This window comes from Kitasatospora sp. NPDC101801 (genome assembly GCF_044766665.1).
In the GTDB taxonomy this organism is placed as follows: Bacteria; Actinomycetota; Actinomycetes; order Streptomycetales; family Streptomycetaceae; genus Kitasatospora.
The window spans coordinates 209549-230915 of record NZ_JBIWML010000006.1 but is presented as its reverse complement, the minus strand read 5'-3'; the positions used below and the strand labels follow the sequence as shown (position 1 = coordinate 230915).

The 21367-nt window shown below is 72.5% G+C and carries 15 protein-coding genes; 11 read left to right on the top strand and 4 right to left on the bottom strand.

Annotated elements, in window-relative coordinates; all coding sequences use genetic code 11:
- Positions 1-218: 218 nt before the first annotated feature.
- Positions 219-2783 (bottom strand): MXAN_6230/SCO0854 family RING domain-containing protein, encoded by a 2565-nt coding sequence (locus tag ACIRPK_RS11470; protein WP_403036322.1) that lies wholly within the window; start codon positions 2781-2783, stop codon positions 219-221.
- Between the two features lie 304 nt (positions 2784-3087).
- Here ACIRPK_RS11470 and ACIRPK_RS11465 point away from each other — a divergent pair, with 304 nt between their 5' ends.
- The 11 genes from ACIRPK_RS11465 (at position 3088) to ACIRPK_RS11415 (ending at position 17127) form a co-directional block, all read left to right on the top strand.
- A complete protein-coding gene (locus tag ACIRPK_RS11465) occupies positions 3088-3735 on the top strand; it encodes a TetR/AcrR family transcriptional regulator (protein ID WP_403036319.1) in 648 nt (215 codons plus the stop codon).
- Between the two features lie 128 nt (positions 3736-3863).
- A complete protein-coding gene (locus ACIRPK_RS11460; protein ID WP_403036316.1) occupies positions 3864-5360 on the top strand; it encodes an MFS transporter in 1497 nt (498 codons plus the stop codon).
- 433 nt (positions 5361-5793) lie between these two features.
- Positions 5794-7569 (top strand): 3-hydroxyacyl-CoA dehydrogenase family protein, encoded by a 1776-nt coding sequence (locus tag ACIRPK_RS11455; protein WP_403036313.1) that lies wholly within the window; start codon positions 5794-5796, stop codon positions 7567-7569.
- 191 nt (positions 7570-7760) lie between these two features.
- Entirely contained in the window at positions 7761-8663 is a 903-nt protein-coding gene (locus ACIRPK_RS11450; RefSeq protein ID WP_403036310.1) for a TetR family transcriptional regulator, read from the top strand.
- Positions 8664-9002: 339 nt separating this feature from the next.
- Positions 9003-10340: a crotonyl-CoA carboxylase/reductase gene (gene ccrA, locus ACIRPK_RS11445; protein ID WP_403036307.1), complete on the top strand. Its 1338-nt coding sequence runs from the start codon at positions 9003-9005 to the stop codon at positions 10338-10340.
- A complete protein-coding gene (locus tag ACIRPK_RS11440; protein WP_403036304.1) occupies positions 10340-12364 on the top strand; it encodes a protein meaA in 2025 nt (674 codons plus the stop codon). The genes ccrA and ACIRPK_RS11440 overlap by 1 nt, the downstream gene beginning before the upstream one ends.
- A gap of 23 nt (positions 12365-12387) precedes the next feature.
- Complete coding sequence (locus tag ACIRPK_RS11435; protein ID WP_403036301.1) at positions 12388-13347, top strand: HpcH/HpaI aldolase/citrate lyase family protein; 960 nt, start codon at positions 12388-12390, stop codon at positions 13345-13347.
- Position 13348: 1 nt separating this feature from the next.
- Positions 13349-13852, top strand: a complete 504-nt coding sequence (locus ACIRPK_RS11430) for a MaoC family dehydratase (protein ID WP_403036298.1) — start codon at positions 13349-13351, stop codon at positions 13850-13852.
- Positions 13853-13981: 129 nt separating this feature from the next.
- Positions 13982-15184 (top strand): acyl-CoA dehydrogenase family protein, encoded by a 1203-nt coding sequence (locus tag ACIRPK_RS11425; protein WP_403036295.1) that lies wholly within the window; start codon positions 13982-13984, stop codon positions 15182-15184.
- Between the two features lie 382 nt (positions 15185-15566).
- Positions 15567-16256: a phosphatidylserine decarboxylase gene (locus tag ACIRPK_RS11420; protein WP_221503563.1), complete on the top strand. Its 690-nt coding sequence runs from the start codon at positions 15567-15569 to the stop codon at positions 16254-16256.
- Complete coding sequence (locus ACIRPK_RS11415; RefSeq protein ID WP_057240193.1) at positions 16243-17127, top strand: phosphatidylcholine/phosphatidylserine synthase; 885 nt, start codon at positions 16243-16245, stop codon at positions 17125-17127. The genes ACIRPK_RS11420 and ACIRPK_RS11415 overlap by 14 nt, the downstream gene beginning before the upstream one ends.
- 224 nt (positions 17128-17351) lie before the next feature.
- Here ACIRPK_RS11415 and ACIRPK_RS11410 read toward each other — a convergent pair whose 3' ends face one another.
- The 3 genes from ACIRPK_RS11410 to ACIRPK_RS11400 all read right to left on the bottom strand — a co-directional run bounded on the left by ACIRPK_RS11410 (position 17352) and on the right by ACIRPK_RS11400 (position 20934).
- On the bottom strand, positions 17352-18797 hold the full coding sequence (locus ACIRPK_RS11410) for a hypothetical protein (protein ID WP_403036291.1): 1446 nt from the start codon (positions 18795-18797) through the stop codon (positions 17352-17354).
- A 195-nt stretch (positions 18798-18992) separates the two neighbouring features.
- On the bottom strand, positions 18993-20111 hold the full coding sequence (locus ACIRPK_RS11405) for an alpha/beta hydrolase family protein (protein WP_403036288.1): 1119 nt from the start codon (positions 20109-20111) through the stop codon (positions 18993-18995).
- A gap of 133 nt (positions 20112-20244) precedes the next feature.
- Complete coding sequence (locus ACIRPK_RS11400; RefSeq protein ID WP_403036285.1) at positions 20245-20934, bottom strand: XRE family transcriptional regulator; 690 nt, start codon at positions 20932-20934, stop codon at positions 20245-20247.
- Positions 20935-21367: the final 433 nt, after the last annotated feature.

Here is a 21367-nt window from a genome sequence, read left to right as displayed (position 1 = left end):
CACATAATGGGCGGGTGAAGGAGCGCCCGCCGCGTCAGCGGCTGATGTCTCTGCGGGGTGCGTGCCTCGGCGGCGCCGAGAAGGGGCCCCGGCCGAAGGCTGGAGGAGAGTCCATGCGAAGCATCGACACCCGACGAGAAGGCGGCGAAGGGCCCCTCCTGCCCGATGCCGGGCAAGAAGGCCCGTGCCCCGGCGCCACCCACCATGTGCCGGTCGGCCTAAGCCTCCGGGGCGAAGCGGGCGACCAGGTCGCCGGCCGTCAGCCGGTCGAGGCCCGGGGTGGCGTCGAGAGCGCCCGGGTAGAGGCGGTAGAGGGTGCCGGTCGGGGTGGGGGCGGCGGGGAGATCGCCGTTCAGGAGGGCCAGGAAGGCGTGCCGGCCGGTGAGCACGCCCGGGTCGAACGGGGCGGTGCGGTCCGGCTGCTGGCGGTCGCGGATACGGGCGGCGAAGGCTCCGACCGATTCGTCCGGGGCGCGGTGGTAGGTGGCGACCGTGCCGCCCGAGCGGATCAGGACCTGGTCGGTGCCGGCCGCCGCGGCGGCCAAGGCCAGGTCACCGAGAGTGGCCCGAGCGCCCGGGGTGAAGTGGTGCAGGACGTCGGAGGCGAGCGTGCCCAGGCGTCCGGAGTGGCGGCGGACGTCGTGCAGGCCGCCGGTGCCGCCCAGGTTGAGGTCGGTCCAGGTCCAGTGGCGTTCGGCCAGGTCGACGATCATCGGGAGGGCCACCCGGGCGGCGCCGGCCAGGTCGAGCCGCTGGGTGACGGCCTTCGGGTCGAGCGGACCGGCGGACCGGCCGGGCGCGCCAAGGGTCATGAAACCGGTGTAGGCGTCCGGGAGTTCGTCGAAGGGGATGTCGTTGTAGCTGAACACCACGACCACGGCGTACCGGGCCCCGGCGGCGGCCAGCCCGGCCAGGTCGAGGTCGACGAACTCGGTCGCGCCGTTCGGCGCCGAGGTGAAGTCGCCGGAGTGCACCGCCGTCCGGGCGCCGTGCACCAGCTTGGTGTAGTCGCACAGGCCGGTGAGCGCCCAGTCCTTGTCGTAGAACGCCACCGAGAGGTCGAGGTCGACCCGGACGCCCTTGGGCTGGAGCCAGTACAGGAAGAGCCGCAGCCGGGCACCGTCCGGCAGCGGGAGCACGCTGCCGCGCGGCACCGCGACCAGCGAACGGGCACTGGCCCGCTCCGCCGACGGCACCGTCAGGCCGGTCAACTCCTCGTCCAGCAGGGCGAGATCGTACCGGGGCCGGTCGGCGGCCCGGCGCAGCAGCTCGGCCTCGATCAGCTCGCAGACGGGCGCACCGATCCGGGCGGGCAGCGCGCTGCCCCAGTCGGTACGGGCATGGGTGTGCGCGGTGTGGCCGCGCGGGAAGTACAGCCGGCGCTCGTTGTCGGGCCGGGGCGCGCGCAGCCGTCCGTACGCGCCGAGCAGCGGGCCGGGCGCGACCCGGCGCAGGGCGTCCGGCAGGACGGCGAGCAGCGCGGGCGGGCAGGGCGCGTCGGGTGCCCAGCGGTGGTGGGTGCGGAGCAGGTGGTGCAGTCGCCGGGCCAGCTCACCCGGGCGGTGGGCGAGCAGTGCGACGGCGCCGGGCACGTCGCCGGTCGCGAGGGCGGCCTCGACCCGGGCGGCGAAGGTGGTGACGGTCAGCCGGTTCCGCCCGCCGGCGGTACCGGCGACGGGCAGCGGGGCGGCCAACAGGTGGTCGCCGAGCGGGTGCTGGAGCAGGTCGGTGCCCCGGGCCACCGCGAAGGCGGCGGCCGCGTTCGGGTACCGGCGGTGGTGCTCGTACGGGTGCAGCACCTCGCCCGCGCGCTGCCAGGCGGCTCGGTGGCGCAGCATGTCCTCGGCCGCTCCGGCCGGCGGCAGGGCGTCCAGGGCGGCGAGCAGGGTCCGCCGGAGCGGGCGCGGGACGGCGAGCAGCCGGGGCGGCTTGTCGGCCAGCAGGTCGGGCTCGGCGCCGCTCCAGGCCCAGAGCAGCCGCAGCACGTCGGTGGCGGTGTCGAGCCGGGCACCCAGCGCGGGCAGCGTACCGGGCAGGTCGCGGTGCAGGAGTTCGGCCAGCACGGTGGCCTTGGTCTCCCGGACCGGGATCGTCGCGGGCAGCCAACCTCCGGGATCGGCGGGCGCGTTGTCGAGCAGGACGGCGAGGTCCTCGCGGTCCTGCGGGGCGAGCGGGGTCTGCCGGGCGAGCAGGCGGCCGAGCTCGACCTGGGCGGCGGCGGCCGGTTCGACCGCGAGCCGGAGCGGCCGCAGCACCGCGTCGGCCGGGATCTCCCGGCTGGGCGGCGGCGGGTCCTCGCCGGTCGGCACCGTGCCGCAGAGCGGGCAGCCCGCGAACGGCTCGGCGACGTCCTGGCAGTCCTGGCAGAGCAGGTGTCCGCACGGGCCGGACAGCTCGACGACCGGCCCGTCCTCGCACCAACTGCACCCCAGGTGCGGCTGGTTGCGCAGGAAGGCGAGCACCCGGGCCGAGTACAGCAGGTGCGCGTCGGCCGGCACCTGGTCCGGGAAACCGTGGAACAGCGGCCGGTGGCGGCGCTCGTTGCCGAGCAGCAGGTCGATCCGGCTGAGCAGCTCGGTACCGGTCTGCCGGAGCGCGACCGGGCTCTGCCGGGCCAGCGCGGCGTACAGCGGGGCGGTGAGCCGGTAGCCGAGGAGCGCGAGGTCGGACTCCAGCACGGTCAGCCCGTCCCGGCTGCGCCGGTCCGGTTCGCCGCCGGGGCGGGTCGGGACGACGACCAGGCCCTGGCGGTGCAGCAGGAGTGTGTCGAGATCGCGGCTCATCGCGGTGGCTTCTTCCCCCTCGGGACGCCTCACGGAGCGGTGCCCCGGGCGGAGATGTCAGTGCGGGGGCGGAGAATGGGCGCACTCGGATTCATTTACAGTGAGTGAGAAGGAAGCACGCCGCGGAGCCGCCCCCGCGGCGCTCACCCTAACCGGCCGCCGCGCTGTCAACCCACCGGTTTTCCGATGTGATGCAGGTCACACCATCGGCCGAAATATCCGGGGACAGTCTCCCCGTTTGACGCTATGTTCGAGTTATCCGGGGAACCAGTCCCCGGTACGGGGGCCCGAGGGGAGTTGGACCATGACTGTCACCGCCGCCGAGAAGGCGACCGCGCCACGCCTGCGGGCCGACGCCTCGCGCAATCGGGCGCGGATCATCGAGGCCGCCCGCGAGGCGTTCGTCGAACAGGGGCCGGACGTCCCGCTCGACGAGATCGCCCGCCGGGCCGGTGTCGGCAACGCGACGGTCTACCGCAACTTCGCCGACCGGCGCGAGCTGATCCACCACGTCACCCTCTCGGTGATGCACCAGATGGTCGGTCACGCGCGGGCCGCGATGACCGAGGAGCCGGACGCGTTCGCGGCGGTCGCCCGCTTCACGCACGCGGCCGCCGACGAGCGGATCAGCGCGCTCTGCCCGATGATCTCCCAGCACGGCGACCCCGACGACCCCGAGCTCGAGCAGGCGGGCGAGCAGCTGCAGGCCACCGTGGTCGAGCTGATCACCCGGGCCCAGCGGGCCGGGCTGCTCCGCGCCGACATCGGCGCCGGCGACTACCTCGCCACCGTGGCCCAGCTCACCCGGCCGCTGCCCGGCAGCGACTGCATCTCGGTGGACGGCTTCGTCCACCGGCACCTCCAGATCCTGCTCGACGGGATGCGGGCCCCGGCCCGCTCCGAGCTGCCCGGTCACGCCGTGACCATGGAGGACCTCCGCCGATCCGGCTGACGCCGCGCCCGGCCCCGCACCACCCCCGACCGCCCGCCTGACACCCCATCGACTTCCGCGCCGCCCCGAACATCCGGCGCGTCAGCACTCCAGCTCGTTCAGAACCTCGCACCTAAGTGGGTACCTCCATGTCCGGAACCGTCGCACCGCCCGATCCACGTCGCTGGAAGGCGCTCGCCTTCATCGGCCTGGCGCAGCTGATGGTCGTCCTCGACGCCACCATCGTGAACATCGCCCTGCCCTCCGCCCAGGCGGACCTCGGCATCACCGACGGCAACCGCCAGTGGGTCATCACGGCCTACGCGCTCGCCTTCGGCAGCCTGCTCCTGTTCGGCGGCCGGATCGCCGACCTCTGGGGCCGTCGCCGCACCTTCATCGTCGGCCTGATCGGCTTCGCGCTGGCCTCCGCGCTGGGCGGCGCCGCCGTCAACACCGGCATGCTGCTCGGCGCCCGTGCTCTGCAGGGCGTGTTCGGCGCGCTGCTCGCCCCGGCCGCCCTCTCGCTGCTCGCGGTGATGTTCACCACCGGCCAGGAGCGGGCCAAGGCGTTCGGCATCTACGGTGCGATCGCCGGTGGCGGTGGCGCCATCGGTCTGATCCTCGGCGGTCTGCTCACCGAGTACCTGAACTGGCGCTGGACCTTCTTCGTCAACATCCCGTTCGCGGTGGTCGCCGCGACCGGCGCCATCCTGGTGATCCGCGAGCCCGCCGAGGGCCGCAACCGCAGCAAGCTGGACATCCCCGGGGTGCTGCTGGTCACCACCGGTCTGGTCGCGCTGGTCTACGGCTTCACCCGGGCCGAGTCGGACGGCTGGGGTGCGGGCCTGACCATCGGCCTGTTCGTCGCCTCCGCCCTGCTGCTCGCGCTGTTCGTCCTGGTCGAGTCCAAGGTGAAGGCCCCGCTGCTGCCGCTGCGCGTGCTGCTGGAGCGCAACCGGGGTGGCGTGTACCTCTCGCTCGGTGTCGCGATCATCGGGATGTTCGGGCTGTTCCTCTTCCTGACCTACTACCTCCAGGTCGTCCTGGACTACAGCCCGGTGCTCACCGGCGTCGCGTTCCTGCCGATGGTGGCGGGCATGATCATCGGCTCCACCCAGATCGGTGCCAGGCTGATGACCCGGGTGGCCCCGCGCAAGCTGATGGCCCCCGGTTTCGTGACCGCCTCGCTGGGTCTGCTGATCCTCACCCAGATCGGCACCGACACCTCCTACCCGACGGTGATCCTGCCGGGTCTGGTCCTGATGGGCCTCGGCATGGGCACCGCGTTCATGCCGGCCATGAGCCTGGCCACCTACGGCGTCGAGCCGCGGGACGCGGGCGTCGCCTCGGCCATGGTGAACACCTCCCAGCAGGTCGGCGGCGCCATCGGCACCGCGCTGCTGAACACCATCGCGGCCAGCGCCACCACCTCGTACTTCACCTCGCACGCGGCCGGCGCCACCAACCCGAAGGTGCTCCAGCTGGACGCCATGGTGCACGGCTTCCAGATCGCCATCTGGTGCTCGTTCGGCATCATGCTGCTGGCCGGGGCGATCGCCGGGGTCCTGATCAACACCGGCCGTCCGGACGCCCACCAGGCTTCGGCCGACGGTGCGGACGAGGCCATCCCGGTGCTCGTGCACTGATCCACCCGTACCGCCCGACGGCCCCCGCTCCCACCAGGAGCGGGGGCCGTCGGCCGTCCACCGCACTCGAAAGCGGCCCGCCGGGCCCCTTCCTACCTCGGAGTAACTTCGCTACAGTGACCGCACGCACCACCGCCGGGCTTCGGGAGCCGCACTGGCGGGGCCGCCGTCCGCCGTGCGATCGCACGCCTTCCGGACGCGGTACGGGACTTCAGCGCGATGCACAGCGACATTTCTCAGTGCGCCTGAGTACCACGGCACAGCCGCGGCGCGGCCGGAGCGGACCGGCCCGCCGCGTGACGCCGCAACCGTCATCACCTTCTCCCCGCTCCGCCGTACCCTCCTCCCTGCCCTGACGGCCGCCGCTCGACGACGAGCGGGTGCGCCCGGCACGGACGGGCGGCGCGGGGTCCCATGACAAGGAGTCAGGACAATGGAGCGTCCCTTCCCCACCGTCGCGGTCGTCGGACTCGGCACCATGGGCGCCGGCATCGCCGTCGCCGTCGCGCACAGCGGACGCCGGGTGATCGGCATCGAGGCCAACCCCGACAGCGCGGCCCGCTCGCTGGCCCGGATCGAGGAGAGCACCGCCGAGGCGGTCCGCCGCGAGCGGCTGACCGCGCAGGAGCGCGCCGAACTGCTGGCGCTGATCTCGGTCGGCGACCGGCTGGACGCCGCTGCCACCGCCGACCTGGTGATCGAGGAGGTCCCCGAGCAGCTGGAGCTGAAGCGGGAGATCTTCGCCGAGCTGGACCGGATCTGCCCGCCCGACACGGTGCTGGCCACCGGTACCACCGCCCTCTCGGTGACCCGGATCGCCGCCGCCACCGCCCGCCCGGAGCGGGTGCTCGGCCTGCACTTCTTCAACCCCGTGCACACCATGAAGCTGGTCGAGGTGGTGCGCACCGTGCTGACCACCCCTCAGGTCGCCGCACAGGCCGCCGACTTCGCCCGCGAGCTGGGCAAGGAGCCGGTCGCGGCCGGCGACCGGGCCGGGTTCGTGGTGAACGGGCTGCTGTTCGCCTACCTCAACCAGGCCGCCGCGATGTTCGAGTCCAAGTACGCCACCCGGGAGGACATCGACGCCGCGATGCGGCTCGGCTGCGGCCTGCCGATGGGCCCGCTGGCACTGCTCGACCTGATCGGTGTGGACACCGCGCGGACGGTGCTGGAGGCGATGTACGAGCAGTCCAAGGACCGGCTGCACGCCCCCGCCCCGATCCTCGGCCAGCTGGTCGCGGCCGGGCTGCTGGGCCGGAAGACCGGCCGCGGCTTCTACACCTACCAGGCGCCCGGGTCGTCCCGGGTGGTCGCGGAGCCGGGCAGCTCGGCGGTGGCTCCGGTGGCCGGGCGCGAGGTGCGCGGCGTCGGCGTCTGCGGCTCGGGCACGATGGCCACCGGCATCGTCGAGGTGTTCGCCAAGGCCGGCTACCCGGTGATCCTGACCGCCCGCAGCCAGGAGAAGGCGGACAACGCCAAGGCCCAGCTGGCCCGTTCGCTGGACCGCTCGGTGGCGAAGGGCCGGCTGACCGCCGAGCAGCGCGACGCCGCGCTGGCCCTGGTCACCCCGAGTGGCCGGTACGCCGATCTCGCCGAGGCCGACCTGGTGGTCGAGGCGGTGGCCGAGGACCTGGCGGTCAAGCGCGAGCTGTTCGCCGCCCTGGACAAGATCTGCAAGCCCGGCGCGGTGCTCGCCACCACCACCTCCAGCCTGCCGGTGATCAGCTGCGCGACCGCCACCTCGCGGCCGCAGGACGTGATCGGCATGCACTTCTTCAACCCGGCCCCGGCGATGAAGCTGGTCGAGGTGGTCTCCACCGTGCTGACCGCGCCGGACGTCACCAGCACCGTGCTGGCGCTCTGCGGCACGGTGAAGAAGCACGCCGTGGAGTGCGGCGACCGGGCCGGCTTCATCGTGAACGCGCTGCTCTTCCCGTACCTGAACGACGCGGTCCGGATGCTCCAGGAGCACTACGCCACGGTGGACGACATCGACACCGCGATGAAGCTCGGCTGCGGCTACCCGATGGGTCCGTTCGAGCTGCTGGACGTGGTCGGCCTGGACGTCTCGCTGACCATCGAGAAGGTGCTGCACCAGGAGTTCCGCGAGCCCGGGCTGGCCGCCGCACCGCTGTTGGAGCACCTCGTCGCGGCCGGCTGCCTGGGCCGCAAGACCGGTCGCGGGTTCCGCGACCACGCCCGCCGGTGACCGGCCAGGCGCCGGTCCCGGGGGGGCTGCCGGGCGGTCCGCACCCGACCGGCGGGCGGGCGGTCCGGCCCGCCTGGGGCCCGGGCTCGGTGACCGGGCGCTGGCCCCGTCCAGTGGTGGCCGCCCCGGTGCCGCCACTGCGCCGGACAAAGGCCGTTGGCCCGCCACCCGGTACGTGTAGCGTTCCGGCCATGGACCGGGAACAGTCATCCGAACAGTCAGCCCCGGAGCGTCCGGAGGGCGTCCGGCCGGCCACCGAGGCCGGGGCCGGGAACCGCCGGGCGGCCGCCCAGCGACAGCAGATGCGGCAGGATCTCGCCTCGGCCGCGATGGAGCTGTTCGCCACCCAGGGGTACGAGGAGACCACGGTCGACCAGATCGCGGCCGCCGCCGGGGTGGCCCGGCGCACCTTCTTCCGGTACTTCAGGTCCAAGGAGGAGGCGATCTTCCCGGACCACGACGACACCCTGGTCCGGGTGGCCGACCTGCTGGCCAGCTCCGACTCCGAGGAGCACCCGCTCGACGTGGTGTGCCGCGGGATCAAGGAGGTGCTCCGGATGTACGCCTCCACCCCGGGCGTCTCGGTGGCCAGGTACCAGCTGATCCGTCAGGTCGCGGCGCTGCGCGAGCGGGAGATCGCGGTGGTCTCCCGGTACGAGCGGCTGTTCACCCGCTACCTGCTGGGCCGGTTCGACGCGGCCGAGGAGATCCCGCCGGGCTGGCAGCGCGGCGGGGACGACGACTCGATGCTGGCCGAGGTCTCGGCCGCGGCGGTGGTCGCGGCGCACAACCACGTGCTGCGGCGCTGGCTGCGGGCCGGCGGCATGGGCGACGTGGAGGCACAGCTGGACCACTCCTTCGACGTGATCCGCGGGACGTTCTGGGCCACCGCCCCGAACGGGGGCCGACGGCGCGGGACGGTAGTGGCACCCGGTGCCACTGTGACACCCGGCTCCTCGCTGGAGGCCGCCGCGGTGAGCGCACTCAGTGCCAGCCCCGGGGGTGAGGTCCTCATCACAGTGACCCGGACGGACGCCCCGCTGGAGCAGGTGGTGGACCGGATCAGGGCCGCGCTCAGCGGCTCGGTCGGCTGAGGTTTACGCAGGTCAGAGCAGTTTCAGAGGGCCCGTCCCGGTTCGCCGGGGCGGGCCCTCGGCGCGCCGCGAGGGGCTGCGTCGAACGGCCGTCGGATTCACTCGAATTGATGGCACCCGGTGTCTTTACTAGTGGCACAGGGTGCCACTACTTTGTTCCTCACCAGTCGCGGCGCCGCGGCTCCCCACCTCGGCGCGCCGTGTCCGGATGCGACACCACCACCCGTCGCAACCACCCCAGCCTTCCCATCCCAGACCGAACCAGCGAAGCCGGTGTCCGCTCCCGGCTCCCCCAGACGCCCTGTGCGCCCTCACACAGGTACGCCTTCGGAGGCAGCCATGAAGGAAATCCTCGACGCGATCCTCAGCACCGACAGCACCCCGGCGGACTTCGCCGGGCTCAAGCTGCCGGAGTCCTACCGGGCGGTGACGCTCCACAAGGACGAGGAGCAGATGTTCGCCGGCCTGGACAGCCGCGACAAGGACCCACGCCAGTCCCTGCACCTCGACGACGTCGCCCTGCCCGAGCTCGGCCCGGGCGAGGCCCTGGTCGCGGTGATGGCCAGCGCGGTGAACTACAACACGGTGTGGAGCTCGATCTACGAGCCGGTCTCCACCTTCGGCTTCCTGGAGCGGTACGGCCGCCTCTCGCCGCTGACCAAGCGTCACGACCTGCCGTACCACGTGCTCGGCTCCGACCTGGCGGGCGTGGTGCTGCGCACCGGCGCCGGCGTCAACGCCTGGAAGCCCGGCGACGAGGTGGTCGCGCACTGCCTCTCGGTCGAGCTGGAGTCCTCGGACGGCCACAACGACACGATGATGGACCCGGAGCAGCGGATCTGGGGCTTCGAGACCAACTTCGGCGGCCTGGCCCAGATCGCCCTGGTGAAGACCAACCAGCTGATGCCCAAGCCGAAGCACCTCACCTGGGAGGAGGCCGCCTCCCCCGGCCTGGTCAACTCCACCGCCTACCGCCAGCTGGTCTCGCGGAACGGCGCGGGCATGAAGCAGGGCGACAACGTGCTGATCTGGGGCGCCAGCGGCGGCCTCGGCTCGTACGCCACCCAGTACGCGCTGGCCGGCGGCGCCACCCCGATCTGCGTGGTCTCCAACGACGCCAAGGCCGAGATCTGCCGCGCCATGGGCGCCGAGGCGATCATCGACCGGAGCGCCGAGGGGTACAAGTTCTGGAAGGACGAGAACACCCAGGACCCGCGCGAGTGGAAGCGCCTGGGCGGCCGAATCCGCGAGCTGACGGGTGGTGAGGACGTGGACATCGTCTTCGAGCACCCCGGCCGGGAGACCTTCGGCGCCTCGGTCTACGTCACCCGCAAGGGCGGCACCATCGTCACCTGTGCCTCCACCTCGGGCTTCATGCACCAGTACGACAACCGCTACCTGTGGATGTCGCTGAAGAAGATCGTCGGCTCGCACTTCGCCAACTACCGCGAGGCGTGGGAGGCCAACCGCCTGGTCGCCAAGGGCAAGATCCACCCGACCGTCTCCAAGGTCTACACCCTGGAGCAGACCGGGCAGGCCGCCCTCGACGTCCACCAGAACAAGCACCAGGGCAAGGTCGGCGTGCTCTGCCTGGCCCCGCAGGAGGGCCTCGGCGTCCGCGACCAGGAGCTCCGGGAGAAGCACCTGCCCGCCATCAATCGCTTCAGGGACATCTGATGGCCGCCGACCGGGACCGTCCGTGGCTGATGCGGACGTACGCGGGCCACTCGACCGCGAGTGACTCCAACGCGCTCTACCGGAAGAACCTGGCGAAGGGTCAGACCGGCCTCTCGGTCGCCTTCGACCTGCCCACCCAGACCGGCTACGACTCGGACCACATCCTGGCCCGTGGCGAGGTCGGCCGGGTCGGGGTGCCGGTCGGCCACGTCGGCGACATGCGGACGCTGTTCGACGGCATCCCGGTCGAGCGCACCAACACCTCGATGACCATCAACGCCACCGCGATGTGGCTGCTGGCGCTCTACCAGGTGGTCGCCGAGGAGCAGGGCGCCGAGGTCGCCAAGCTCACCGGCACCACCCAGAACGACATCGTCAAGGAGTACCTCTCGCGCGGGACGCACGTCTTCCCGCCCGGGCCCTCGGTGCGCCTGATCACCGACATGATCGCCTACACGGTCGGGCACCTCCCGAAGTGGAATCCGATCAACATCTGCAGCTACCACCTCCAGGAGGCCGGGGCCACGCCGGTCCAGGAGATCGCGTACGCGATGTGCACGGCGATCTCGGTGCTGGACGCGGTCCGCGACTCCGGGCAGGTCCCGGCCGAGCGGATGGGCGAGGTGGTGGCCCGGATCAGCTTCTTCGTGAACGCGGGCGTCCGCTTCGTCGAGGAGATGTGCAAGATGCGCGCCTTCGCCCGGCTCTGGGAGAAGGTCACGCTGGAGCGGTACGGCATCGAGGACCCCAAGCAGCGCCGGTTCCGCTACGGCGTCCAGGTCAACTCGCTCGGCCTGACCGAGGCCCAGCCGGAGAACAACGTCCAGCGGATCGTGCTGGAGATGCTCGCCGTCACGCTCTCCAAGGACGCCCGGGCCCGCGCCGTCCAGCTCCCCGCGTGGAACGAGGCGCTCGGCCTGCCCCGGCCGTGGGACCAGCAGTGGTCGCTGCGGATCCAGCAGGTGCTGGCCTACGAGTCCGACCTGCTGGAGTACGGCGACATCTTCAACGGCTCCGAGGTGATCGAGACCAAGACCGCCGAGCTGCTGGCCGGCGCCGAGGCCGAGATCGCCAAGGTGCTGGAGATGGGCGGGGTGATCCCGGCCGTCGAGTCCGGCTACCTGAAGTCCAACCTGGTGGCCTCGCACGCAGCCCGGCGGGCCCGGATCGAGTCCGGCGAGGACAAGATCGTCGGGGTGAACTGCTTCGACACCACCGAGGAGAGCCCGCTCACCGCGGATCTGGACACCGCCATCATGGTGGTCGACCCGGCCTCCGAGCAGTCCGTCCTGACGGCGCTCCGGCAGTGGCGCGCCGCACGGGACGAGCCGGCCGCCCAGGCCGCCCTGGCGGCCCTCAAGGCCACCGCCGCGACCACGGACAACCTGATGCCCGCCACCCTCGCCTGCGCCCGGGCAGGGGTCACCACGGGCGAGTGGTCGTTCGCCCTGCGGGACGTCTTCGGCGAGTACCGCGCGCCCACCGGCGTGGGCGGCGCCCCGGTCGCGGTCGCGGCCGAGCCGGGCGGCGAGCTGGCGGCCGTCCGGGAGGCGGTCGCGGCCACCGCGGCCGAGCTGGGCACCGGCAAGCTCCGCCTGCTGGTCGGCAAGCCCGGCCTGGACGGGCACTCGAACGGCGCCGAGCAGATCGCCGTCCGGGCCCGCGACGCCGGCTTCGAGGTGGTCTACCAGGGCATCCGTCTGACGCCCGAACAGATCGTCTCCGCCGCCGTCGCCGAGGACGTGCACTGCGTCGGCCTGTCGATCCTGTCCGGTGCCCACCCCGAGCTGGTTCCGGACGTCCTGCACCGGCTCCGCCGGGCCGGGGTGGAGGATGTGCCCGTGATCGTCGGTGGCATCATCCCCGCAGCGGACGGCGAGGCCCTCAAGGCCGCCGGCGTCGCCGCCGTGTTCACTCCGAAGGACTTCGGCATCACCACCATCATCGGCCGGATCGTCGACGAGATCCGGCTCGCCAACAGGCTTCAGCCCTGGGCCGCGACCTCCACCGCCGCGACCAGCTGACCCGGAAGGACCGACCCACCCTCATGACTGTCAACCGCCTGCGCCCCCGCCGCTCCTGTCTGGCCGTCCCGGGCAGCAACCCGCGCTTCCTGGAGAAGGCCCAGGGCCTCCCGGCCGACCAGGTCTTCCTCGACCTGGAGGACGCCTGCGCCCCGCTGGTCAAGGAGAGCGCCCGGCACAACATCGTCGACGCCCTCAACAACGGCGACTGGGGCAACAAGACCAAGGTCGTCCGGGTCAACGACTGGACCACCCACTGGACGTACCGCGACGTGGTCACCGTGGTCGAGGGCGCCGGCCCGAACCTCGACTGCATCATGCTGCCGAAGGTCCAGGACGCGACCCAGGTCAAGGCCCTCGACCTGCTGCTCACCCAGATCGAGAAGACCATGGGCTTCGAGGTCGGCAAGATCGGCATCGAGGCGCAGATCGAGAACGCCAAGGGCCTGGTGAACGTCGACGAGATCGCCGCCGCCTCGCCCCGGCTGGAGACCATCATCTTCGGCCCGGCCGACTTCATGGCCTCGATCAACATGAAGACCCTGGTGGTCGGCCAGCAGCCGCCCGGCTACCCGGCCGACGCCTACCACTACATCCTGATGCGGATCCTGATGGCCGCCCGGATGCACGACCTGCAGGCGATCGACGGCCCCTACCTGCAGATCCGCAACCCCGACGGCTACCGCGAGGTGGCCGGCCGGGCCGCCGCCCTCGGCTTCGACGGCAAGTGGGTCCTGCACCCCGACCAGGTCGGTGCGGCGAACGAGATCTTCTCGCCCTCGCAGGAGGACTACGACCACGCCGAGCTGATCCTCGACGCGTACGACTGGTGCACCTCCGAGGCGGGCGGCGCCAAGGGTTCGGCGATGCTCGGCGACGAGATGATCGACGAGGCCAGCCGCAAGATGGCCCTGGTCATCGCGGGCAAGGGCCGGGCGGCCGGTCTGGAGCGCACCACCAAGTTCGAGATCCCGGGGAGCTGACATGCAGTTCGGACGCACCTACGAGGAGTTCGAGGTCGGCGCGGTCTACAAGCACTGGCCAGGGAAGACCGTCACCGAGTACGACGACCACCTGTTCTGCCTGCTCACCATGAACCACCACCCGCTCCACCTCGACGTCAACTACGCCGAGAACACCACGGACTTCGGCAAGAACGTGGTGGTGGGCAACTACATCTACTCGCTGCTGCTCGGGATGTCCGTCCCGGACGTCTCCGGCAAGGCGATCGCCAACCTGGAGATCGAGTCGCTGCGGCACATCGCACCGACCTTCCACGGCGACACCATCTACGGCGAGACCGTGGTGCTCGACAAGTGGCCGTCCAAGTCCAAGGACGACCGCGGCATCGTCTACGTCGAGACCAAGGGCTACAAGCAGGACGGCACGGTCGTCTGCATCTTCCGCCGCAAGGTGATGGTGCCGACCGAGACGTACATCAAGGCCCGCGGCGGCGAGCAGCCCGGCCGCCCCGAGCCGCTCTCCTAGCGAGCGGCTCCACCAGACCCCGGCCGGGGAGCCGCCGTCATCGGCTCCTCCCCGGTCCGGGGCCCCACCGAGTCACGCCGGTGGGGCCCCGCAACTCCCTCGACCCTCACAGACATTCGGAGCCGCACGATGGGACGCCTCGCACAGACCGACGGCCTCACCGAGATCCAGCGGGACATCCTCGCCACCGTGCGGGACTTTGTCGACAAGGAGATCATTCCGGTCGCGACCGAGCTGGAGCACAAGGACGAGTACCCGACCGCGATCGTGGAGGGGATGAAGCAGCTCGGCCTCTTCGGCCTCACCATCCCCGAGGAGTTCGGCGGGCTCGGCGAGTCGCTGCTCACCTACGCGCTGGTGGTCGAGGAGATCGCCCGTGGCTGGATGTCGGTCTCCGGCATCGTCAACACCCACTTCATCGTGGCCCACATGATCAACGCGCACGGCACCCAGGAGCAGAAGGAGTACTTCCTGCCCCGGATGGCCGCCGGTGAGATCCGGGGCGCGTTCTCGATGTCCGAGCCGGGCCTCGGCTCCGACGTCGCGGCGATCTCCACCAAGGGCGTCCGGGACGGCGACGAGTACGTCCTGAACGGCCAGAAGATGTGGCTGACCAACGGCGGCACCTCCACCCTGGTCGCGGTGCTCTGCAAGACCGACGAGGGCGGCTCCAGCCCGTACAAGAACATGACGACCTTCCTGATCGAGAAGACGCCGGGCTTCGGACCGAACCCGACCGTCCCGGGCCTGACCGTGCCCGGCAAGATCGAGAAGATGGGCTACAAGGGCGTCGACACCACCGAGCTGGTGCTCCAGGACGTCCGGATCCCGGCCGACCGGGTGCTCGGCGGCGTCCCCGGCAAGGGCTTCTACCAGATGATGGACGGCGTCGAGGTCGGCCGGGTCAACGTGGCCGCCCGCGGCTGCGGGGTGGCCCGCCGCGCCTTCGAGCTGGGCATCTCCTACGCCCAGCAGCGCTCCACCTTCGGCAAGAAGATCGCCGAGCACCAGGCGATCCAGTTCAAGCTGGCCGAGATGGCCACCAAGGTCGAGGCCGCGCACCAGATGATGGTGATGGCCGCCCGCAAGAAGGACAGCGGCCAGCGGAACGACCTGGAGGCCGGCATGGCCAAGTACCTGGCCTCCGAGTACTGCAAGGAGGTCGTCGAGGACTCGTTCCGGATCCACGGCGGCTACGGCTTCTCCAAGGAGTACGAGATCGAGCGGCTGTACCGGGAGGCCCCGATGCTGCTGATCGGTGAAGGCACGGCGGAGATCCAGAAGATGATCGTCGGGCGCCGGCTCCTGGAGGAGTACCGCCTGGCGGACTGAGACCACCCCGGGAGGCCGGGCCCCGACGTGCGGGTCGGGTCCCGGCCGGCCGTAGGGCGTGTACCAGCCGGTATGCGCCCTACGGCTGCATCCGCGCGCCTCCCGGCGCCCCCTCAGCGGCCGCCCACGCACTGAGACATGGGTCACGCGGCACGTCGGAGCCCTTGGGGAACCGGTGCCGGCCGAGCTACGGTCGTACACATAGCAGGCACGGATCGGCACCGCACCGGACACCTCAAGCAGCAGGCGGCTTGCCCACCTACCGCCTGGTCCCGATAGCATCCACCGGGACAGCACGCCGTCCCTTTATCACTCGATCCCCGCGGTGGCCCCCGTCCAGGTGCCGAGCTCTGCCAGTCGGGGCCCGCGACTAAGGTATTCGATGCCCATCAGCCCGTCCCCTCACTCCTCCGCTCCGGTCGGCGATGCCCTCGCCCCGGCGAACGGTCGGCGCCCTCGCGTCACCATCGCGCGCGGAGCCACCCCCTGGTTCGTCCCCACGCTGGCCACCGCCGCCCTCACCACCGCCCTCACCCGGCGGAGCGGCAAGTGGGCCGTGGCGGCGGTACCGGCCTGTGCGCTCAGCGCGGGCATGTTGTGGTTCTTCCGCGACCCCGAGCGTGAGATCGGGACCGGCAGGGTCATCTCGCCCGCCGACGGTGTCGTCCAGTCGATCGACGCCTGGCCGGACGGCCGCACCCGCGTGGCGATCTTCATGAGCCCGCTCAACGTGCACGTCAACCGCGCGCCGCTGCCCGGCACCGTGACGTCCGTCGAGCACGTCGCCGGTGGCTTCGTCCCGGCGTTCAACAAGGACAGCGACCAGAACGAGCGGGTCGTCTGGCACTTCGACACCGAGCTCGGCGACATCGAGATGGTGCAGATCGCGGGGGCCGTGGCCCGTCGCATCGTGCCGTACGTCGACGCCGGTACCAAGGTCGAGCAGGGCGACCGGATCGGTCTGATCCGTTTCGGTTCCCGCGTCGACACCTACCTGCCGGCCGGCGTCGAGGTCGGCGTCGAGGTCGGCCAGAAGACCACTGCCGGGGTGACGCGCCTTGACCGTGACTGATCCTGAGACGCTAGTCGGCCTCAACGAGGACGAGGAGACGGACCTGCGCCGCCGCCGTTGGGCGCGCGACCGCGAGCTCCGCGCGCCGCGCTCGCCGCAGCACCTGTCCACCGCCGACTTCCTGACCCTGGGGAACGCCGTCTGCGGCTTCCTGGCGATCTACTCGATCACCACCGGGGTCCTGATGCCGCACATCACCGGCGCGTCCGCCGCCGGCCCCGACAAGCACAGTGCCGCCACCGCGGTGACGCTGCTGCTGATCGGTTCGATGTGCGACCTGTTCGACGGCCTGGTGGCCCGCAAGCTGCGCTCCTCGGCGCTGGGTGCGGAGCTCGACAACCTGGCCGACCTGATCAGCTTCGGCATCGCCCCGGCCTACTTCGTGGCGGTCTGGGGCATCGTCAGCCCGGGCCAGGACCAGCGCTTCTCGGCGCTGATCGCGCTCACCGTGCTGTTGGCGGTGGTGCTCCGGCTGGCCCGGTTCTCGGCGGTCAAGATGCAGCCGGGGATCTTCCAGGGCATGCCCTGCCCGATGGGTGCCATGACGGTGATCGCGATCGTCCTGCTGGACCCGCCGTTCGTGCCGGGCCTGCTGATGATCTTCGGGGTGGCGTACCTGATGGTCAGTCGGATCGAGTACCCGAAGCCGCAGGGCCTGCTGGCCACCGCCACGCTCTGCTGGATCGTGGTCTCGATCGGCTGCCTGGCGGCCTGGGCCGCCGGTCTGCCCGGTGGTGACACCCTGATGCACGTCGGTGCGATCGCCCAGATCACGCTGGCCGCGATGGCGCCGCTGCTGGTGATCCGCCGCAAGGTGGGCCAGAAGGTCGGCGACGTCCGCGCCCGCCGCGCGGAGTCGCGCGGCTGCTGACGCCGGCACGGCACGCGAAGGGCCCCTCTCCCGTTCGGGAGAGGGGCCCTTCGGCGTCCGGTCGCGCGTCAGGGCGCACCGGCAGGAGCCCGGGGAGCAGCAGCGCCGACCGCTCGGAACGGCGCACCCGTTCAAAGGGCCGGACGTGGTCGCAGGCCGGTCCGCACTCCACATACCCGCCGCCCCTTCCCCGAGCCCCTGGAACGCAGGCTAGGGCGGACGGCTTAAGCGCCGCCCTTGTGCACGCTAAAGGCCGACCGGCGGGCCGCCCTGGCCACCGCCGGGTCGGGGTGCACCCCGGCGACGGCGGTGAGCACGGAGGCGGCGCGCGGGTGGCCGGACTGCCGGGCCCGGTTGAAGAGCCGGACCGGCTCCCCCGCCGAGGCGCCCTCGACGTGACCGACCAGCAGGCCGGTCTCCCCGTGGTCCAGCACGGCGGCCGCGGTGTCCACCCAGAGCCAGGCGGCGTCCTCGGCGGTCAGCACGTCCGAGGGCAGCACGCCGACCTCGTCCGACTGCTCGGCCAGCCAGAGCAGCGCGTAGGGGCGCAGGACGCCCTCGTCCACGGCCGCCCGGACCGCCTGCTCGGCGGTGCCCCCGGCGACCCGGAGCGCCTCGAAGGCGAGGCCGCGCAGCAGCGCGTCGTCGCCCCGGGCCGCGTCCAGCAGCTCGGCCACCGCGCGGTCCACCGGCCGGGCCGCGACCCAGGCCCGGTACTCGGCCCTGGCCGGTCCGGGCGAGTAGCTGGCGCAGGCGTCCAGCAGCTCCAGCGCGCTCTGCTCGATGTGGCCGGCGGCGGTCTGCGCGACGGTGCAGATCTCCTCCAGCTTGGCCCGGACCGCCCAGTGGCCGAGCGGCGACAGCTCGGCCGCCTCGTCCTGCCGGGTGAGCGCGCCGACGGCGGCCAGGCCGTCCAGCATCCAGTCCAGCACCGCCGCCACGTCGGACGGCGAGTGCGGGGTGTCGATCTGCGGCTCGCGGCAGGTGCCGCGGACGGCGGAGACCGCGGAGGCGGCGTGCGGGACGGGCGACAGCGGGGTCGCCCCGGCGGCCACCCGGCGCTCGTCCAGGCCCCGGCGGAGCAGCTCCAGCAGCTCGCTGTCGGCCACCGGACCGTCCACCAGGTGCAGGAAGGAGAGCAGCTGCGGGGCCTGGTCCACGGCCTGCCCGGCCAGCACGGCGAACACGCCGCGCATCGCGGCGGGCGGCATCGGGGCGACCAGCGTCCAGGCGTCGAAGAGCGCCGACCAGCCACGGACCACGGCCTCGTCGTCGTGCTCCCAGGCGTGCAGCCGCCACCCGGGGGTGGCACCGCCGTCCCGGGCCTCGACCAGGCCGACCAGCAGGGCCTGGCCCCAGGCGTTGGCGGCGGCGCCGACGGTCATGGCGAGCGCCCGGCCGGCCGCCCTGGCGTCCTCGGGGAGCAGTTCGCCGCGCTTGTCGACCTCGCCCAGCTCACCGGCCCAGCGGGCGATCCGGACGGCGTCGGCGAGCATCCGGCGGGCCAGCGGGGCCAGCTCGGCGGGTGCGGGGAAGCCCTCCGGGACCGCGACCCGGCCGCGGCCGGGCTTCGGTACGGGGGTGCGGCGGCGGGGGGTGGGGGAGGTACTGGGGGTGCTGCCCGGCTGTGCGGTGTCACCGCGGCGGGCCGTGCCGGGGAGACGGGTCACCGTCGCCCCGGTACCGATCGTCGGCGGGAGCGGGGCATCACGGTCGCGCGAATTCCGAGACGTCACGCCGTGCAGTCTTCCCCGTGCGACGGCCTTCTGTCACATCGCCTTTTCCCGGGCCGGGGGCAAACCAGACGCCAACGGTCATTTCACGGCTCCTTCACCGTCACCGGCCCGCCGCTCCGGGCCGGTGATCTAGAGCAGCGGGGTGAGCCAGCGGCGCAGGGTCTCCGCGTAGCCGGCGGGGTCGGCGTTCCAGAGCGCCGCGTGCTCGGCGCGTGGCACCGGGTGCAGGCTGACCAGGTCACCGCGCAGGTCGGCCAGCCGGGCGGCGGCGTCCCAGGGGGCGATCGAGTCGGCGGGGCTGTGCAGCAGCAGGGTCGGCACGTGCAGGTCGGCACCCGAGGCGAGCCGGGCGAACCCCGCCAGGTCGACCCGGCTGCGGCCCTCGGCGGCCAGGGCGCCGAGTTCGGCCAGCGCGCCGGGCACACCGGCCTTGGCGCGTTCCCGCCGGACGGTCTGCGACCAGTCCAGCACCGGGGAGTCCAGCACCAGTCCGGCCACCGCCTCCGGCCAGGCCGTCCGGGCGGCGGCCTGGAGCACCATGGTGGCGCCCACCGACCAGCCGTAGAGGATCACCCGGCCCGCGCCGCTGTCGAGGGCCAGCCGGATCGCCGCGTCGACGTCCTGCCACTCGGTCTCGCCGAAGTGGCCGAGCCGGTCCGGGGACGGCGGTGCGCCCGCGTCCCCCCGGTAGCTCACGGTCAGGCTGGGCAGCTGGAGCGCGTGCAGCACCGGGAGCACGGGCAGCGCCTGGGTACGGTCGGCGCCGGGGCCGTGCACCAGGATCACCCAGGTCCCGCGCTTGCCGTCGACGTACCAGGCGGGCAGCGCGCCGAGCTCGCCCTCGGCGACCGTGTCGGTGAAGCCGAGGCCGTGCGCCGAGCGGGGGTCGCCGACGTACACCCGGGGCGTCAGCTCGACCTTGTCGCCGATCTGCAGCGAGCCGCCGTCCACCTGCTCCAGGCGGCGGGTGACGGTCTGCGGGCCGGTGCCGAGCACCTCGCCGACCACCGCGTGGCCGCCGTCGCGCCACTCCAGCGCGTACCGGCCCGGCCGGGCGGTGGCGGTGCTGCGGGTGATCACCACCCCGCCGGGGGCCAGGTCGTGCACCCGCAGGTCGGCGTCGGCACCGGGCTCGGCCCGCCCGGGCCTGACCACCCCGTCGGACGCCTTGCGGCCGAGCAGCAGGACGGCCGCGGTTCCGGCCCCGACTGCGGCGGCGGCCACCATGGCCGCGGTTCCCCAACGCATTGCGCTCCCGGTGTGCTGTGGCGGACGGGACGTTGCGGTCCATTCCACCGGCGCCGACCCGGCCCTGCCACCGGGGCAGGGCCGTCCGGGAGCGGATGACCGGACGGACGCGGCGTCAGACCGGTCGGACCGGTCAGACCGGGATGTCGGTGCGGTGCGCGGAGAGCAGCTCCCAGAACCGCTCGGCGTGCGGCAGCACCGGCCGCTGCTCGGCCTGGCTCGGCGCGGAGCCCCAGTGCATCGGGACCAGGTACTCGCCCTGGAACTCCGCGAGGGTCTGCTCCAGCACCGGCCGGGGCACCGGCACCAGGCGGGCCACCGGCTTCACCTGCGACTGCCAGCGGCCGTCCACGCACTGCCGCAGACAGCGGTCCAGGTCCTCCTGACGGTTGGTCACCCGCACCAGCATCCGCAGGCCGATCCCGAGCACGTGGCCCAGCGCGTACGTCTGTCCGGCGTCGCCGCCCCACTTGCCGGTCAGCTCGGCGTGCTCGTACGCCCGGAGGGTGACGCCGATCCGCTGGGCGGCCTGGTCCTGGGACAGCTCGCGGGCCACCCGGAAGTCCCGCAGGTTGGCCGGGGCCGCACCCATCAGCTGGGCGGGCGGGCACCAGAGCGCGCGGGCCAGCGCGATGAACTCCTCCTCGGACGGGCGGAACTCGCCGGTCTCCCAGCCGAGCACGTGCATCGGCAGCAGGCGGACGCCGTGGGCGGCCATGCCTTCGACGACCTGGTCGGGGGTCAGGCCCAGGCCGGCGCGGTGGGAACGCGCCGCGGCGGGCGAGAAGGGCACGGGGGTGGGGGCGGGCGGTCTTCGTCGCATGCCACCAGACGCTAGGCCCGGGGCGGGCGGCCCGAGCACCCGCTGAACGCACGAAGCACCGTCTTCCCCTCTACTGGGGTGTTGGTGATTCCTCCCAACGGTGACGCCTGATCAGGACCTCTACTCGGAGGTAGCCATGAGGCAGCCCTCCGGTCCAGGGGCTCGGGGCTGCACCATAGGCAGACGCTCAGCCATCAACTACCCAGGGCTCGGGGCTGCGCTGTAGGCAGGCGCCCAGCCGTCAACTACCCAGGGGCTCGGGGCTGCGCCGTAGGCAGGCGCCCAGCCGTCAACTACCCAGGGGCTCGGGGCTGCGCTGTAGGCAGACGCTCAGCCATCAACTACCCAGGGGCTCGGGGCTGCGCCGTAGGCAGGCGCCCAGCCGTCAACTACCCAGGGGCTCGGGGCTGCGCCGTAGGCAGGCGCCCAGCCG

Excerpts from the sequence above, each read along its gene's own strand:
- ACIRPK_RS11465 (WP_403036319.1), top strand. The coding sequence starts at position 3,088 with ATGACTGTCACCGCCGCCGAGAAGGCGACCGCGCCACGCCTGCGGGCC.
- ACIRPK_RS11455 (WP_403036313.1), top strand. The coding sequence starts at position 5,794 with ATGGAGCGTCCCTTCCCCACCGTCGCGGTCGTCGGACTCGGCACCATG.
- ACIRPK_RS11440 (WP_403036304.1), top strand. The coding sequence starts at position 10,340 with ATGGCCGCCGACCGGGACCGTCCGTGGCTGATGCGGACGTACGCGGGC.
- ACIRPK_RS11405 (WP_403036288.1), bottom strand. The coding sequence starts at position 20,111 with ATGCGTTGGGGAACCGCGGCCATGGTGGCCGCCGCCGCAGTCGGGGCC.
- ACIRPK_RS11425 (WP_403036295.1), top strand. The coding sequence starts at position 13,982 with ATGGGACGCCTCGCACAGACCGACGGCCTCACCGAGATCCAGCGGGAC.
- ACIRPK_RS11450 (WP_403036310.1), top strand. The coding sequence starts at position 7,761 with ATGGACCGGGAACAGTCATCCGAACAGTCAGCCCCGGAGCGTCCGGAG.
- ACIRPK_RS11470 (WP_403036322.1), bottom strand. The coding sequence starts at position 2,783 with ATGAGCCGCGATCTCGACACACTCCTGCTGCACCGCCAGGGCCTGGTC.
- ACIRPK_RS11400 (WP_403036285.1), bottom strand. The coding sequence starts at position 20,934 with ATGCGACGAAGACCGCCCGCCCCCACCCCCGTGCCCTTCTCGCCCGCC.
- ACIRPK_RS11435 (WP_403036301.1), top strand. The coding sequence starts at position 12,388 with ATGACTGTCAACCGCCTGCGCCCCCGCCGCTCCTGTCTGGCCGTCCCG.
- ACIRPK_RS11460 (WP_403036316.1), top strand. The coding sequence starts at position 3,864 with ATGTCCGGAACCGTCGCACCGCCCGATCCACGTCGCTGGAAGGCGCTC.
- ACIRPK_RS11420 (WP_221503563.1), top strand. The coding sequence starts at position 15,567 with ATGCCCATCAGCCCGTCCCCTCACTCCTCCGCTCCGGTCGGCGATGCC.
- ACIRPK_RS11430 (WP_403036298.1), top strand. The coding sequence starts at position 13,349 with ATGCAGTTCGGACGCACCTACGAGGAGTTCGAGGTCGGCGCGGTCTAC.
- ccrA (WP_403036307.1), top strand. The coding sequence starts at position 9,003 with ATGAAGGAAATCCTCGACGCGATCCTCAGCACCGACAGCACCCCGGCG.